This is a genomic window from Oliverpabstia sp. (assembly GCF_022785585.1).
Classification (GTDB): Bacteria; Bacillota; Clostridia; order Lachnospirales; family Lachnospiraceae; genus Oliverpabstia; species Oliverpabstia intestinalis.
The window spans coordinates 1-15660 of the sequence record NZ_JALFPR010000001.1 but is presented as its reverse complement, the minus strand read 5'-3'; the positions used below and the strand labels follow the sequence as shown (position 1 = coordinate 15660).

The window sequence follows — 15660 nt, the reverse complement described above, 5'->3', positions numbered from 1 at the left end:
ACCATCTTTTTTGTCAGATTCTTTCAGCAGATTGTAGTCGATCTTTGCTTTGTACTTTCCGTACTGTTCCAGATATTTGTCATCAATACCTGCTTTTGCTGCGATCTCGGTGATCGGTTTCATTTCGCATTCCTGTGCGATTTCAATGTCTGTTTTGTATCCCATAGTTATTTCTCCTTTCTTCTGACCGGACGTCTGCCCCCGAAACGGAACAAAAAGTGAAGAATGCATCTGTTCCGTAAATAAAAAAACGCAGCAAATGTAATCATGTTCTACATTGCTGCCCAGACGGTCGGCCAATATGAATCCTGGTTTCCTGTGGTTCCTCCACATATCCGTCAGTAGCCAGGATCTTCTTTTTCAGACTTCTTTTAAAGAATAGCATAAATTAGCAAAAAAGTCAAGAATTACGAGGAAAAAACAATCTCTTTTTGTGGATTTTCACTTGATATTTCTGAGGAAGAAAGTTATACTTAAACGGTAACATAATTGTTACTGTTCACTGATACTATCTTGCGAGGTGTTTTTCGTGAGCGAAGGTCACAGAAAACCCGAGATATACCTCACGAATTTATGCGATTAGTATGAATTCTGTGCATCGCAAAGTGTGTAATGGTGAGATACCTTGAAAAACAAACGTGATCACTATTATATATAAAGAAGAAAGCCGGTGATATTTGTGGAACAGGCAATCAGGGAGGAGATATTTTCCGGATTCTGCAGGACGTATAATCAGGCACAGACAGTGACCTGTGAGTTCGCAGAGACGGAAGAAGGACTCGAACTGACCGAAGTGGACTGTGGATATAGACGGTGCATCCATCGGGGCAGCTGTGAAGTGGCCAGGCAGATCCGTCAGATGGAAGAGGATCACAAAAAGGAGTAAAGGGGAAACAAATGGTAAAACTGAATAAGAAAATCAGGAGATATCTGGCTCTGGTTCTATGCCTCAGTATCTTGCTTGTACCTGTAGAGGGTTATGCGGCGAAGAATAATCAGAGCACAAACCAGCGGGTGAAAACCACAACGACAGCAGCAGGCTGGGTGTCCAGCGGCGGCCGATGGTGGTATCGAAATGCAGATGGGAGTTATCCGAAGAGTACCTGGAAACTGATCAACGGTTCATGGTATTACTTTGAATCTGATGGATGGATGGCGACTGGCTGGAAAAAACTGGGCGGCGAATGGTATTATCTTACATCCAGTGGAGCGATGGCTACCGGATGGGTGAAACTGAATGGGAAATATTATTTCATGAACGGTTCCGGTGTGATGCAGCATGATACCTGGGTGGATAATGGTGCCTACTACGTGAACAGCGATGGTGTCTGGGTGGAAGGAAAGACTTCCCAGAACAGAGCAGAAAGCAGTCGGACAGATTCCGCAGCAGGCTGGGTGTCCGGTGGCGGCCGATGGTGGTATCGGGAAGCCGATGGTTCCTATCCGAGAAACAGCTGGAAAGTAATCAATGGTTCCTGGTATTATTTTGACGGCAGCGGCTGGATGGTAACCGGCTGGCTAAAACGCGCAAGCGACTGGTATTATCTGGAACCGGGCAACGGTAACATGGTAACCGGCTGGAGAAAAATCGGCGGAACCTGGTATTATCTGAATCCGGGAAATGGCGATATGGCGCAGGGCTGGAAAAAGATTGGGAATGTCTGGTATTATCTGGAGCCGGGAAATGGTGGCATGGCAACGGGCTGGAGAAAAATCGGAAGTACCTGGTATTATCTGAATCCGGGAAATGGCGATATGGCAACGGGCTGGACAACCATTGGAGGAACCCGATATTACATGAATCAGGATGGGGCCATGGTAGAAGGCTGGTCACAGCAAAATGGAACCTGGTATTACCTGAAACCGGGCAGCGGAAACATCGCGACCGGATGGTTAAAACTGGGTGCAACCTGGTATTATCTGGCGAGTGACGGAAAGATGCTGACAGGTTTCCAGAACATCGGCGGATCCAAGTATTATCTGAACACAGGCAGTGGAGCCATGGCAGTAGGCTGGCTGCAACTGGGCAGCGACTGGTATTATATGAACGGCAGCGGTGCCATGCTGACAGGCTGGCAGAAAATCGGAAGTACCTGGTATTATCTGAATCCGACGACCGGTAAGATGGCAACAGGCTGGACAACCGTTGGTGGAAGTAAATATTATATGAACGGTAGCGGTGCCATGCTGACGGACTGGCAGAATATTGACGGTTCAGAGTATTATTTTTACAGCAGTGGCGCCATGGCGGTAAGTACAGTCATCGGCGGTGTTGAAATCGGAGCAGATGGAAAAGCATCGAGAACAGAAAGTCAGGCGATTGGGACTCTGACCAAGTTTTTGAAAACAATGATTCAGCCGGTAGGTAACACCCTGTATGTATGGGGTGGCGGTCATGACGCCTGGACAGACGGAGACGGACTGCGTATCGGTATGAACCCGAAGTGGAAACAGTTCTATAACCAGCAGGGAGCTTCGTATAATTATACGAAACATCGATATGAGTATCAGAATGGTCTGGACTGTTCCGGTCTGGTCAGCTGGGCTGTCTACAATACATATAATACGAAATCAAACCAGAAAGAAACGGCATACAGTTCAACATCTACCGGATTTCCGGCTTATCTGACCAACAAAGGTTTTGGATCGCACGGAAAAGTTTCCGGTGGAACATTTACACCTGGTGACGTGGTAAGTATGACCGGTCATGTGTGGGTTGTTCTTGGCATGTGTTCGGATGGAAGTCTGGTGATTGTTCATGCGACGCCACCGGTAGTTCAGATCAGCGGTACGGTCAATACAGCAGGAAGCACGAACAGTGAGGCTGTAAAACTGGCAAATGCATATATGAAGAAATATTATTCAGATGCAGCCGGCAAATATAATCTGTGTATCGCAAGTAAAGCATATGTGAATAACGTAGACCGTTTCCATTGGTCCTCCAGCAGTATGAGAGATCCGGATGGACTGCGTAATATGACGGCAGCACAGGTACTTGAAAAATTGATTGGACCGCAATAAGAAAAATGCAAAGAAAGGCTGTCGGGAAATAGACAGTTCTAAGTTTGGGAGGGTGTGACTCATACCGAGGCACACCCTCCCAAACTTTTTATCATACAAAGAAAAAAGATGACTGACGACAACCATCTTTCTCTCTGTTTATAATGTAGCTCTGCTAACAACTAATTATTAACGACATTTTTTGAATTAGGGAAACAGTAAATTAACTTTAGTTTCTATGATTTGAGATGAGTTTAGCATTGAGGGGTTGCAGGAAAAATGGTTTTGTGTTAATATGTTAAGGAATGTAAAGAGAATGTTTCGTAAATATTACAAGAATATATAACACAATGCAAAACAATAAAAGGAGAAATATATGAAAAAAAGAATCCTTTGTTTAACATTAGGATTAATGCTGACAATTTCACAGGCAGTACCTGCCGGTGCTGCATCCAGAAAAGATCAGTTAAAACAGGATAAGGCAGCAGCACAGAGTCAGCTTGCAGCACAGGAGTCTAAAATCAATAATCTGGAAGACCAGAAACAGACACTTTCCGCTGAGATCGATCAGCTGGATTCTGATCTGGTAAATATTATGGTTGAGATTGAGATTCTGGATGGTGAGTTATCCGATAAAGAAGCGCAGATCGAGCAGACCAAAGCAGATCTGGCAGTGGCAGAAGAAAATAAACAGAAACAGTATGAAGCCATGAAGAAGAGAATCCAGTATCTGTATGAAAAGGGTGGAGATGATGCATGGGCACAGATGCTGTTCCAGGCATCGGACTTTACCAGTCTTCTGAACCATGCAGAATATGTACAGCAGATGTATGACAGTGACAGAAACAGTCTGGAAGAGTTCAAAGAGACTGTACAGCAGGTAAAAGACCTTGGGGATCAGCTGGACAGTGAGAAAGCAGAACTGGAAGAGATGAACCAGGAGTATCAGAATCGTCAGGCGAGTATGCAGACTCAGCTGCAAGAAAAGAAAGCAACTTCCAGTGATTATGATGCACAGATCGCACAGGCGCAGAACCAGGCTGCACAGTACACGGAACTGATTCGTCAGCAGAATGCTGAGATCCAGAAAATTGAAGAAGAAGAGAAAAAAGCAGCGGAAGAGGCAGCAAGAAAAGCGGCCGAGGAAGCAGCTAAGAAGGCAGCAGCAGAAGAAGCTGCAAAGAAAGCACAGGAAGAAGCAAACAAAAAAGCAGCAGATGAGGCAGCTAAGAAAGCAGCAGCAGAAGCAAGCAAGAAATCTTCCTCTACTTCCGGCAGTAATACAGTTGCAAGTTCCGGTTCTTCCACAAGCAGTAAAGAAAATAACAATACATCAGGCAGTAGCTCAAGTGCAGCAACATCCAAGGACAACGGAAGTTCTTCTTCCGGCTCATCAGGAAGCTCAGGCAGCAGCGTATCATATAACCCGACAGGACAGTCCGTTGTTAATTACGCATGTCAGTTTGTTGGCAATCCTTATGTATGGGGTGGTACAAGCCTGACAAACGGTGCTGACTGTTCTGGATTTATCATGAGTGTATATGCAAAGTTTGGTGTATCCCTTCCGCATTCCTCCGGAGCAATGGCAGGCTGTGGTCGTGCAGTTTCTTACTCTGAGGCAATGCCTGGAGATATTATCTGCTACGCAGGTCATGTAGCGATCTACATGGGCGGTGGACAGATTGTACATGCAAGTAACGCAAAAGACGGTATTAAGATCAGCGGAAACGCTGCGTACAGACCGATCGTTGCAGTTCGTCGTGTACTGTAATCAGAACAATAGTAACAATTATGAGAGTCATATCTGAAAAAGATATGGCTCTTTTTTTGTTCAATAATCTATTCCGCTTTAACGTGGCATTTTATTGTAGTTCCGAATTTGACAAAATAAATGATGGAATCAACACAAAAGAACGAGCCGATAAAAAAACGAATCGTTATAATTAGAACAAAAGAGACTGAGATAGTCTGTATGCAGACGGAACAGGCTACATTGCCGGAAGGAGGTAGATAATGAAGAATCGAAAAAAACAGCTTATGAAGATCGGAGCTGTCATAGCGGTGATTGCAGTTGCAGGAATTGCCGGCGGAGTCGTCATATACAAGTCTGTCAATCGATTCGATCTGACTGTAGCCGGGGATCCAATCAGTAAAGAAGAGTATGTGAACTGCATGAATTCCGTGGAATACGATACCAAGATGCAGATCCAACAAGATTATGATGCCGTATACGGAACAGATTTCTGGGAAAAACAATACGACGGACAATACGGCTATGAGATCCTCACCCGGAATACAGTAGAACAGTTGAAATACATCCATGCAGTATATGATCTTGCCGAAGAAAACGGAGATGTAGAAGACAGCTGCTACGAGGCTCTGGAAAAACGCTGGAAGGATGGTAATGCGGAGCGGAGCGAGAAAGTAAAAAAAGGCGAAGTGATCTACGGACTGAAAGAGTATACGTTTCAGCTGTATCTGGACTATGAGCTCAGTACTCTGAAGGAAAAATACTGTAACGATATCTCCCGGGAGGGAATGTAACTGACGGAAGACGAGGTTCTTCAGCACTACCAGAGTCGCGACTGGATATTTGGAGACAGCGAAGAAAACGCTGACCTGGAAACAGCAAGAATAGCAGTCGAAAGAGAACTGCGTGAACAAAAATACGATGATATGATCACGCAGCGTGAAAACGGTTCTCAGGTGGAAGGAAGCATGAAAGATGTGAACCGATACACCTTGAAGAATATACAATAACGGAAGGAGAAAAGGTATGAAGAAAAGATGGATGAGCGGTACGTTAGCACTTCTGCTTGCAGGAACAACAGTCGCATCAATGATGCCAGCAGTGTCTGTTAAAGCTGAGGGAAATACCGCAACTGGAACAACATATTATGTTGATTCCAATGGGGGAAAAGATAGCAATGATGGAACAGCGGAAAACAAGGCGTTCCAGACACTTGACAAAGTAAATGAACTGAACCTTGAGCCGGGAGATACAGTTCTTCTGAAAAAAGGATCTGTATTTGAGGATCAGGCTCTTAAGTTTGCAAAAGAGGATAGTGGTACTGCAGAAGCACCGGTAAGAATATCTGTTTATGGGGAGGGAAACAGACCACAGATCAATACAAACGGTCATGGACAGTGGGAGTTGAATTATGGCACTCCACTGGATAACCAGAATCATAAGTGGAAAGGTACCGTATCTTCCAGTATCCTGATCGAAGACACAGAGTATATCGAGATTGAAGGTCTGGAGCTGACCAACGACAGAAACAGTGCAACAGATACCGAGAAAGATAAAGTGTACAACGATGCATATGCAATGGACAGAACAGGTGTTGCCGGCGTTGCAAAGGATAATGGAACAGTCGACCACATCGTACTGAACGATCTTTATGCATGTGCCGAATAAAACGATACCCTGCCTTTCGATATTCTACAACCGCTCCGGTTAAAATAGAATCCGATAGTGTGATCTGGGCGGAGACTTCAGCATTCCGTCGTGCGGGAGAAGGATCGGACCGAGCCGGATGTATAGCCAGTGTAGGTACAACGCTTTTTTTATTCATGTCTGCAAGCCTCCCAATGTAAGTAAAGTAAGTAAAATGTAACTGTTCAGCACCTTCACAGTGGCTGTTAAATAGTTACTGTAAAATCAATTTTATTCTATATATCATTATAACAGATGAAAGTAATAATGCATAGAATATTAGAAAAAATATGTTTAAAAATTAGGAAATATGCAACGGTCCCATGGAAAAATAAAGAAAAAGAAACTGATATTATGGCGTATTGCACTGGCAAAGTGTGAAAGAATTGTATAAAGTGACGAAATAAACACGATAGATGCTATCGGCCGAAAATGGAGAAAGTTGGCAATCCGTGCCGGGTACTGCGTGAGATCAACGGACATGACCGGGAGTATTATTATAAAGAGTATAAGATTCCGGAGGAACTGTTAAAATTAAAAAGGAATAAAGAAGAATAATTGAGATAACCTTCGAATGGATGTAAAATAAAGAAGTCCGATTCGAAGGTTTTTCTGATATATCATGTTGTGAGCAGGAACTGTGGATGTGTGCTATTCTGGTTGCAGAAAATTTATATATTTTATAAAATAATGAGAAAATAAGTGCAATAAGAAAATCAAGAATTGACAATGAAACGAAACAAAGTATATACTATCGAAAGTTAGAAAGGACTAATAAAAGGTTGGCGAATGAACTTTAAAAAGGCATTGATCGTCTGTCTGATCCCTGCGTTTGTGATCAGCGGATGTGGTAAGACAACGAAGGAAGAGGCGAATAATACAACGAATCAGGAAACCCTTGCCCAGGTATCTGGACAGGGCACAGGGCAGGATACAGAGAAAACAGAGAGTTCGGGAACGGAAGCATCGAGTGACGACGAGAGTCAGGATGCAGAAGTGTCCCGTGATCTCTTTGCTATGGACACCTATATGACACTGACTGCATATGGGGAGCATGCTCAGGAGGCAGTTGACAAGGCGGCAGAGAGAGTGGGAGCTCTTGATGCCCTTCTCTCCACCGGAGATGAGAACAGTGAGATCTATCAGCTGAATCAGAAAGGAGAGGCAACACTTTCTGAAGATGGCGGATATCTGGTGGAACGGGCGCTGGAGTTGTATGACAAGACAGAAGGAGCCTTTGATATTGCGATTTACCCGGTGATGCAGGCATGGGGATTTCCGACGCAGGAGTATCATGTGCCGGATGATGCGACACTGAAAGAAAAGCTGATCCTTGCCGATGCGTCCAAAGTGAATTACGACAAAGACACAAGAAAAATCTCTTTTGACCGGGATGGCATGGAGATCGATCTGGGTGGGATCGCAAAGGGATATACCTCTTCTCAGATCATGCAGATCTATCAGGATTGTGGTGTGACAAGCGGGCTGGTAAATCTCGGGGGTAATGTACAGGCTCTGGGATGTAAAACAGATGGCAGCAAATGGAAAGTAGCGATCCAGAGTCCGGATGATACGGAAGATTATCTCGGTATTTTGGAGATTGAAAATCAGGCGGTGATCACATCCGGTGGTTACGAACGTTATTTTGAGGAAGACGGTGTGACTTACCATCATATTATTGATCCGACAACAGGATATCCGGCAGACAGCGGGCTGATCTCTGTAACGATCGTCAGCGATGACGGAACTCTGGCAGATGGACTTTCCACTTCTTTATTTATCATGGGAGAAGAGAAAGCGGCACAGTTCTGGAAGGAAAACAGTGAGAAATTTGAGACGATCATGGAAACTGCAGATGGAAAGCTGTATGTGACAGAAGGAATCGCCGACAGTCTGACTACGGATATGGATGTAACAGTGATTCATAAATAAAAGCTATGCGAAAATCCTTAAACATTCAAGTACAAATGCGATCACAGAAGACGTTTAGATGCATTTTGGCTCGCCACCGGGAAGCCGCTGAACAGTTACAAAGTCAGTACATAAAAATACTCGAAAACAAAGGAGAGAAAGCAGATGGACATCAGAGAAATGCTGGAAAAATGCAAACCCTTTGCCCCAGTTGTTTCCGCTGCGGTTGTGGCGGCATGTGTGGCAGGATCTTTATATGGATATAAAGTGCCGGTTTACGAGACGAAAGCGTCTGTGGAGGATACACAGGAGCAGGAGGATGAAGTACCGGTGGTAAAGACCAGCACGGAAGAAGAAACAAAAGAGGATGAAGCGGCAGAAGAAGAGGAACAGGCAAAGGGTTCCTTTGATCTGGAAGATGGTGTGTATCAGGGGAGTGGAACCGGATATCGGGGAAATATCACGGTAGCGGTTACGATCAAAGACAAACAGATCACATCCATCGAGATTTTGAGTGCTTCTGATGATGAACCGTTTTTCGGACGGGCGAAAGGTCTGATTGATCAGATTATTAAAAAGCAGAGTACAAAGGTAGATACGGTATCCGGTGCAACCTATAGTTCCAAAGGAATTATCAGTGCGGTAAAAAATGCATTGACCGGAGAAAAAGACAGTGGTACGACGGGTTCTTCACAGGAAGGAACTTCCACAAGTCAGAGCCAGTCAACACCGGAGGCAGTAGGAAGCGTACAGGAACCGTCAGCTTATAAAGATGGAAGCTATTATGGAACCGGAACAGGATTTGCCGGAAATCTGAAAGTAGAAGTTGTGATCAGCGGTGGAAAGATCAGTAATATTCAGATCGTGGAGACCAATGATGGAAGTGAATATATCCAGAAGGCTTCCGGGGTGATCAATCGGATCCTGGGTGCACAGAGTACTAATGGTATTGATACGGTATCCGGTGCAACCTTCAGTTCCCACGGAATCATTAAGGCGGTGCGGAATGCACTGAGCCAGGCAGCAGTGACAGAGACTGCATCTGCGGAAAAAGGAGGCAACTCCGGTTCTGACGGAACAAACACGGAAAATAAAGAAAATACAGAAAATAGTACAACAGCGGTTACAGGAACACTCCCGTATAACGAGGGCGTCTACTACGGAACCGCAGAAGGATATAACGGCGATATTACGGTCGCCATCGTGATCCGGGAAAAGACACTGAAGGCAGTTCTGGTCATCGGAGAAGAGGATGACGATGCTTTCTTCGGTCGTGCCATGGATGTGGTGACACAGATGATGAAAAAACAGAGTACAGAGGTAGATACCGTATCCGGTGCTACTTATAGTTCCAAGGGACTGATCCAGGCGGTGAAGAATGCGCTGGAAGAAGCAAAACGTATCACCAACGGAGAGACAGACACCGATGATGATAACAATGTAGTACAGCTGAATACCGAAGAAGTAGAAAAAGCAATCGATGCGGTCAACGAACTGAACGGCAGTGACTATACTTCTGCAAGCTGGGCAGTAGTAAAGGTTCGTCTGAAGGATGCCAGAAAGGTACTGAAAAATGTGACAGAACAGACGTAGCTTGATGAGGCGGCAGCACAGTTAAATCAGGCAGTCACAGAATTGCAGATTTCGGATGGAACAAATGACGATCCGGAACCGGATCTTCCACCGGAAAGTACTTACATAGATGGTGTATATCCGGTAACTGTACTTTGTCTGCCGGATGCAGATATGGATTTTGAAGCATATAATCTGTTTGCACAGGTGACGATTCAAGATGATAAGATTATAAAAATTGATAATGTGTATGGAGACGGAGGATCCGGTAACGACAGCTACATTAATAAAGCGGTCAACGGAACATCAAGCAAGACGGGTGTGGTAAAACAGATTATGGAAAAAGGTAATCTGGATGGTATCGATACAGTATCCAGAGCGACCTGTACGTCCCAGGCAATTATCGATGCATGTCAGCAGGCATTAAATAATGCAAAGCGGCAGTAAGAAACAGGAAAGAAAAGAGAACAGACAATGGGAGAATTTTTGACCAGAGCGATCAGTGTGGTGGCTGCCGTTGTCTGCCTGAACGGATATAACACGGTACTCGGCAAAAGAGAACAGGCAAAAGAACAGATCAGAAAGCAGCAGGCGGAGCTGGAACAGTCAGCCAATGCAGCAAAGGAAGGCACAATCACAGACGGTGCTTATAAAGACGGAACCTATACCGGAGAAGCACAGGGATTTGGCGGACCGGTGGATGTGGAAGTGATTGTTGAGAATGGAATGATTTCTGAGATTAATATCACATCGGCGGAAAAAGAGGATGGCGCTTATCTTTCTATGGCAGAGGATATTATTCCGACAATCCTTGAAGCACAGAGTGCAGAGGTAGATACCATCAGTGGCGCAACCTTCAGTTCCACCGGTATCAAAGAAGCGGTGGCACAGGCACTGGAAGAAGCAGCAAACCAGGAGGATTAAGACAGCAATTATGGATATACATAATCTAACAGCGAAAGACAGAAAAAAATATATACCCGGCTGAGGGCTATGATCCAGCTTATGTACTTTGTATTTATCCCATCTGTCTATACAGCAGCATTTGCAGGAGTCAAATACATTTTCACCCGGATCGGGGCAGGTGAGAAAGTCGGCATGACATCCTTTGTGACGGTATTACTGGTGATTTGCCTCTACACGATGGTATTCGGCAGATTCTTCTGCGGGTTTGCCTGCACTTTCGGTACTTTTGGAGACGCACTGCGTGCTCTGTATATAAAAGTATGCAAAAAACGGAAAAAGAAACCGGTGAAGATCCCGGAAAAGGCAGTCGGGATTTTATGTTATATGAAATATTTGGTACTGTTGCTGATTGTCCTTTTGTGTTATTCTGGAGTATATGGAAAAGCACAGGGAACCAGCCCGTGGGATGTATTTTCCATGATCCATGCGGGCAATTTCCGTCTGGGAGGATATGGGATCGGTCTTGTAGTCCTGATTCTTCTGATGGCTGGCATGTGTGTACAGGAAAGATTCTTTTGCAGGTTCTTCTGCCCTATGGGAGCAGTATTTTCTCTGCTTCCGGTGCTGCCTTTTTTCGCCCTTCACAGGACGAGAAAAAACTGCAGAAAGGGATGTAAAGCATGTGCAAAGATCTGCCCGTCTCAGATCGGTCTTCCAACAGATGGCTCCTGGGAAATCAGCGGGGATTGCTTCCAGTGTCAGAAATGCATAGACATCTGTCCGCAGAAGCACATTCACTGTGGAATCCGGAAACTCAAAGGAAATGAATTCTGGTTTACGATTCTGCGTGCACTGATCCTGCTTGGGATCTGCCTGCGGCTGGGACTGTAAGATCTGCGCTTTTCAAAAATGACAGATAAGGAGCAGATATGAAAAAAAGAGATATCCTGCTGGCAGGAGGGATCGTGCTGGTGGCTCTGGTAATGCTTCTGGTGATGCATGTGACCGGAGAGACGAAGGGGGATCAGGTGCAGATTACCGTGAACGGGGAAATCTATGGAACCTATCCGCTGGAAAAAGACCAGACGATCGAAGTTACCGAAGGAGAATTTCACAATGTGATCCGCATCGAGAACGGACAGGCGTATATGAAAGAAGCGGACTGCCCGGACGGTTACTGCAAGGAGCAGGGCAGGATCAGCGGTCAGAAACAGACCATCGTATGTCTGCCCCATAAACTGGTGGTGGAAGTGATCCGTCAGAATGATACGGACAGTAAGACGGCAGGTGACGAGCTGGTGCCGGATACGATTGCGAAGTGAAAGAAAGATGAGAAATCGTAATGATTCAGAAGGTAACTGTGAAGTCGTGGAAGAGTTACGAGCGACATACTCCGAAAGGAAACGAGAAGATGAAAAAACAGGAACAGCAGAAAAAAGGATGCAGGGAACGCAGTCTGACCAGCATCAGCCGGAGAGTATCGAGCGGTGCGATGCTGGTGGCTCTGGCGATGATCTTCAGTTATGTGGAAAGCCTGATTCCCATCAACCTTGGAGTACCGGGAATTAAATTAGGAGTTGCCAATCTGGTGACGGTCACCGGGCTGTATATTCTGGCACCGATGGAAGTGCTACTGGTGGTGATCCTCCGGGTGCTGCTGGTGGGATTTATGTTCGGAAACGGCATGTCGATCCTGTACAGTCTGGCAGGAGGTATTTTAAGTTTTCTGGTGATGCTGCTATTGAAGCGGATCAAAGGATTTTCCATGATCGGCATAAGCATTGCCGGAGGCGTGTCCCATAACATCGGACAGATCGTGGTTGCGATGTGTGTGCTGGAAAATACGAAGCTGATCTATTACCTGCCGGTGCTGATGATCGCGGGAACGGTCACAGGTATTCTGATCGGCGTGGTGAGCCGTAAAATCCTCCCGGCAGTCAGTCAGGGCGCGGGAGCGGAAAGAAAGAACAAATAAATGTAACTATTCGGTAGCTACCGGGAAGGTGCTGAACAGTTACAAATAAACGAAAAGGAATGTATCTGACAGGTACTTCTCTCTTGATAAAAGCCCATGAGAGAGAGGCAGCTGTCAGGTACATTCCTGAGAAAAGAGATAACGTCTATTTTTTTTGATTATAGGTTAGTCACAACTAATGATAAATATTATCAACTAATAGTAGAAATAGTGACTAACTTGATAATAAGGTAACTGTTCAGTACCTCCCCATTGGCTACTGAATAGTTACATAATAAGCTACTATAAAATTTTATGGTAAAAGAAGGAGGAGTTTATGAACAACAAAAGAGTCAGGACCAAAGCAATGGCCATGGCGGTAGCCGCAGCAATGGCAGTGGAACTTTGCCCGGTAACAGCATTTGCAGTGACCGGGGACCAGGTAGCAGCGGATGGAACGTACACAAGTACTGCGCAGGTAAACAGAGATCCGGCTGCTGATGTGGATGATGATTGGGCAGATTATGGTGTTTCTGTTGAGCTCACAGTAAAAGATGGAAAATTTGAAAATATTACAGTGACACCGGATGCAGCTTATAGCTCAGGAAATGATAGCTATTTTAATAAAGCTTATAACAAAAGCAAAGGAATAAAAGCTTTGCTGGAAGGTCAGCCAGCAACTGAAGCAACAATCAATGGATGGAAGATTGGAGCAGATGGAGTATCGGGTGCAACCCGTACTGCTACAGCAGTAAAACAGGCAGCCCTTGCAGCTATCCAGTCAGCAGCTGAAAAACAGGATCCAACTCCGGTTGAAGTAAAGACAGATGGTCTTCAGGCTTCCATCACAGCAGCAGAAGGAAAAAATCAGGCAGATTATACAGAAGCATCCTGGACAAATATGACAGAAAAGCTTACCGCAGCAAAAGCAGCCCTGGAAGCAAAAGAATCTCAGGAAGCAGTTGACGCAGCCCAGAAAGCACTGGATGAAGCGGTTGCAGCTCTGGAAATAAAACCGTCAGAACCGGAGACACCGGATGTTACAACCGGAACATATGTCCTGATGAATATTCCATATGACCAGTTTTACGCAGCAGATGTAAATAACAGTGTAAAAGTAGATGCATTCACCTCTGCAACGAAAAATAAAGTCCGTACAGGCAGTCTTGCAGGCGGATCTTACCATGTGGATGCAAGCGGTGATGAGATCACCGGTGTAACTTTCCCGGTAAAAGTTCCGGCAGGTACGGATCTGAGCAAATACACACAGATTACCGATGATTCCAAAGTAAGTATCACAGTTACCAACAGAGGACAGGAAAGCACAACAGATTATACAGGAAAAGATGCCCTGTTTGAGAGCGCAAGTCATTCCTACTATACACTGAGTGAGAAACCATCTTACTACAAAGAGCTGACCGTAAATGAAGATGGAACCTTCTCCTTTGGAGCAACACAGGGAACAGTTACAACCATCACAGAGGGTGTGACAGCGGAACTGATGACCGATTCCAAATACGGTGATTATCAGCTGGATCTGGATGGACTGACCGATACCATTCCGTCAGGAACAGCTATCTACGGTGTTATTGTAAGCACAAAAGAAGGCAGCGATTACGGTATGCGTCACCTGGAAAATATCTGGAGAGTTTCCGAACTGGCATGGGCTACCGGATTTACCACAGCAGTACATAACTGCCCGACATCATCTGAACATTACAAAGCAATGATGGGACAGCATATCGATAAAGTGACTTATTACACAGCTAACGGTATCTATGAGATCCTGGTAGGCGGCGAAAAAGGTCTGTATGTACCTGTAAAATTTGATACCAGCGCAGTTGCTGTAGCAGATGCGGAACTGAAAGACGGAGAAACAAGTGTGGCAACTACTATTTCCGGTCTGACTCTTCCGGAAGAATTTGACGCAGAGTACACGGTAGAGGGTGCTACTGCCAGCGTAAAAGGCGAAAAACTGATCCTGAAAGATGTGAAAAAAGGAGCATACACACTGACTATTACTGATAAGAGTGGAAAATATGCACCGATCAGTTTTGGATTTGAAGTATATGCGGAAACAATGCCGGCAGCATATAACGAAAACAGTGAAAAACCTGGTCTGACAAAAGCAGCAGGCGCTACTGACGCAGAATTTGCAGATTACATCAAGAATATTACCTCCGTATCTGTTAATGGAAAACCTTATGCAGTAAGCGGACGTAATGCAGTAAAACTGTTTAATGATGACGGAACGCTGATCACAGATGCAGCACCATTTGCAGAGGGTGACAGCTTTGAAATCGTAGTAACAGCAACCGGATACAAAGATTTGAGCTTTGTTTATAAAAAAGCTGCAAAAGAAGATCCGGCGAAGGAAATCAACACAGCTTCTCTGGAAAAAGCAATCCAGAGTGCAGAAGCACTGAAAGAAGCAGATTACACAGCAGACAGTTGGAAAGTTCTGCAGGTAGCACTGAAGAATGCAAAGAGTGCCCTGGAAGCTAAGAAAGACCAGACAAGTGTAGATAATGCAGCAGCTTCTCTGAACAAAGCTATTGAAGCTCTGGTGAAAGCGGACGGAACCACACCGACACCAACCCCGACCACCACACCAACGGCAACACCTGCAGCATCTAAGAACAACATAACCACTTCTGGTACAGGCAATAAAACAACAACTTCTTCAGGAAGCACAAGCACCAGCAAGACAGCCAAGACCGGCGACCCTACCAACATCCTTGAGATGCTTGGACTGGCTGTTGCCTCTCTGGGAACTGGCGGATTTGCGCTGAAGAGAAGAAAAAGAAATAAAAAGTAATAGATAACGGGACGTAAGAACCGGAGGAATAGACGGGTATTGCACATGAGTTTATGTGCAGTA

Annotated in this window: 15 protein-coding genes and 1 riboswitch; of the genes, 14 read left to right on the top strand and 1 reads right to left on the bottom strand. The window is 45.1% G+C overall.

The annotated features are described in order from the left end of the window. The coding region (locus MSA64_RS00075; protein WP_287890028.1) for a formate--tetrahydrofolate ligase at positions 1–165 on the bottom strand (165 nt) is incomplete at its 3' end. A 110-nt stretch (positions 166–275) separates the two neighbouring features. Beyond that, positions 276–356, bottom strand: a riboswitch (ZMP/ZTP riboswitch). A gap of 314 nt (positions 357–670) precedes the next feature. Between MSA64_RS00075 and MSA64_RS00070 the strand changes: the two genes are divergently transcribed. The 14 genes from MSA64_RS00070 to MSA64_RS00005 all read left to right on the top strand — a co-directional run bounded on the left by MSA64_RS00070 (position 671) and on the right by MSA64_RS00005 (position 15597). Then, positions 671–886, top strand: coding sequence for a hypothetical protein (locus tag MSA64_RS00070; protein ID WP_154432722.1), 216 nt, complete (start codon positions 671–673; stop codon positions 884–886). An 11-nt stretch (positions 887–897) separates the two neighbouring features. Beyond that, the gene (locus MSA64_RS00065; protein WP_154432723.1) at positions 898–3021 is read left to right on the top strand and encodes an N-acetylmuramoyl-L-alanine amidase family protein; all 2124 of its coding nucleotides are present in this window, start codon (positions 898–900) and stop codon (positions 3019–3021) included. Positions 3022–3376: 355 nt separating this feature from the next. Continuing rightward, entirely contained in the window at positions 3377–4771 is a 1395-nt protein-coding gene (locus tag MSA64_RS00060; protein ID WP_277663813.1) for a C40 family peptidase, read from the top strand. A 242-nt stretch (positions 4772–5013) separates the two neighbouring features. After that, positions 5014–5544: a hypothetical protein gene (locus MSA64_RS00055; RefSeq protein ID WP_287890023.1), complete on the top strand. Its 531-nt coding sequence runs from the start codon at positions 5014–5016 to the stop codon at positions 5542–5544. 232 nt (positions 5545–5776) lie between these two features. Then, positions 5777–6418, top strand: coding sequence for a hypothetical protein (locus MSA64_RS00050; protein ID WP_287890022.1), 642 nt, complete (start codon positions 5777–5779; stop codon positions 6416–6418). A 450-nt stretch (positions 6419–6868) separates the two neighbouring features. After that, on the top strand, positions 6869–6994 hold the full coding sequence (locus MSA64_RS00045; RefSeq protein WP_268878823.1) for a hypothetical protein: 126 nt from the start codon (positions 6869–6871) through the stop codon (positions 6992–6994). A gap of 231 nt (positions 6995–7225) precedes the next feature. Further along, positions 7226–8368, top strand: a complete 1143-nt coding sequence (locus MSA64_RS00040) for an FAD:protein FMN transferase (protein WP_287890020.1) — start codon at positions 7226–7228, stop codon at positions 8366–8368. Positions 8369–8512: 144 nt separating this feature from the next. Next, a complete protein-coding gene (locus MSA64_RS00035) occupies positions 8513–9940 on the top strand; it encodes an FMN-binding protein (RefSeq protein ID WP_287890018.1) in 1428 nt (475 codons plus the stop codon). A 42-nt stretch (positions 9941–9982) separates the two neighbouring features. Beyond that, positions 9983–10366, top strand: coding sequence for an FMN-binding protein (locus tag MSA64_RS00030; protein ID WP_287890016.1), 384 nt, complete (start codon positions 9983–9985; stop codon positions 10364–10366). A 27-nt stretch (positions 10367–10393) separates the two neighbouring features. Beyond that, positions 10394–10843: an FMN-binding protein gene (locus MSA64_RS00025; RefSeq protein WP_287890015.1), complete on the top strand. Its 450-nt coding sequence runs from the start codon at positions 10394–10396 to the stop codon at positions 10841–10843. A gap of 69 nt (positions 10844–10912) precedes the next feature. Then, a complete protein-coding gene (locus tag MSA64_RS00020; protein WP_235904566.1) occupies positions 10913–11716 on the top strand; it encodes a 4Fe-4S binding protein in 804 nt (267 codons plus the stop codon). 38 nt (positions 11717–11754) lie between these two features. Continuing rightward, complete coding sequence (locus MSA64_RS00015) at positions 11755–12147, top strand: NusG domain II-containing protein (protein WP_154432730.1); 393 nt, start codon at positions 11755–11757, stop codon at positions 12145–12147. A gap of 89 nt (positions 12148–12236) precedes the next feature. Beyond that, a complete protein-coding gene (locus tag MSA64_RS00010; protein WP_154432731.1) occupies positions 12237–12800 on the top strand; it encodes a Gx transporter family protein in 564 nt (187 codons plus the stop codon). 316 nt (positions 12801–13116) lie between these two features. Continuing rightward, positions 13117–15597, top strand: coding sequence for a hemoblobin-interacting domain-containing protein (locus tag MSA64_RS00005; protein ID WP_287890011.1), 2481 nt, complete (start codon positions 13117–13119; stop codon positions 15595–15597). Positions 15598–15660 lie beyond the last annotated feature (63 nt).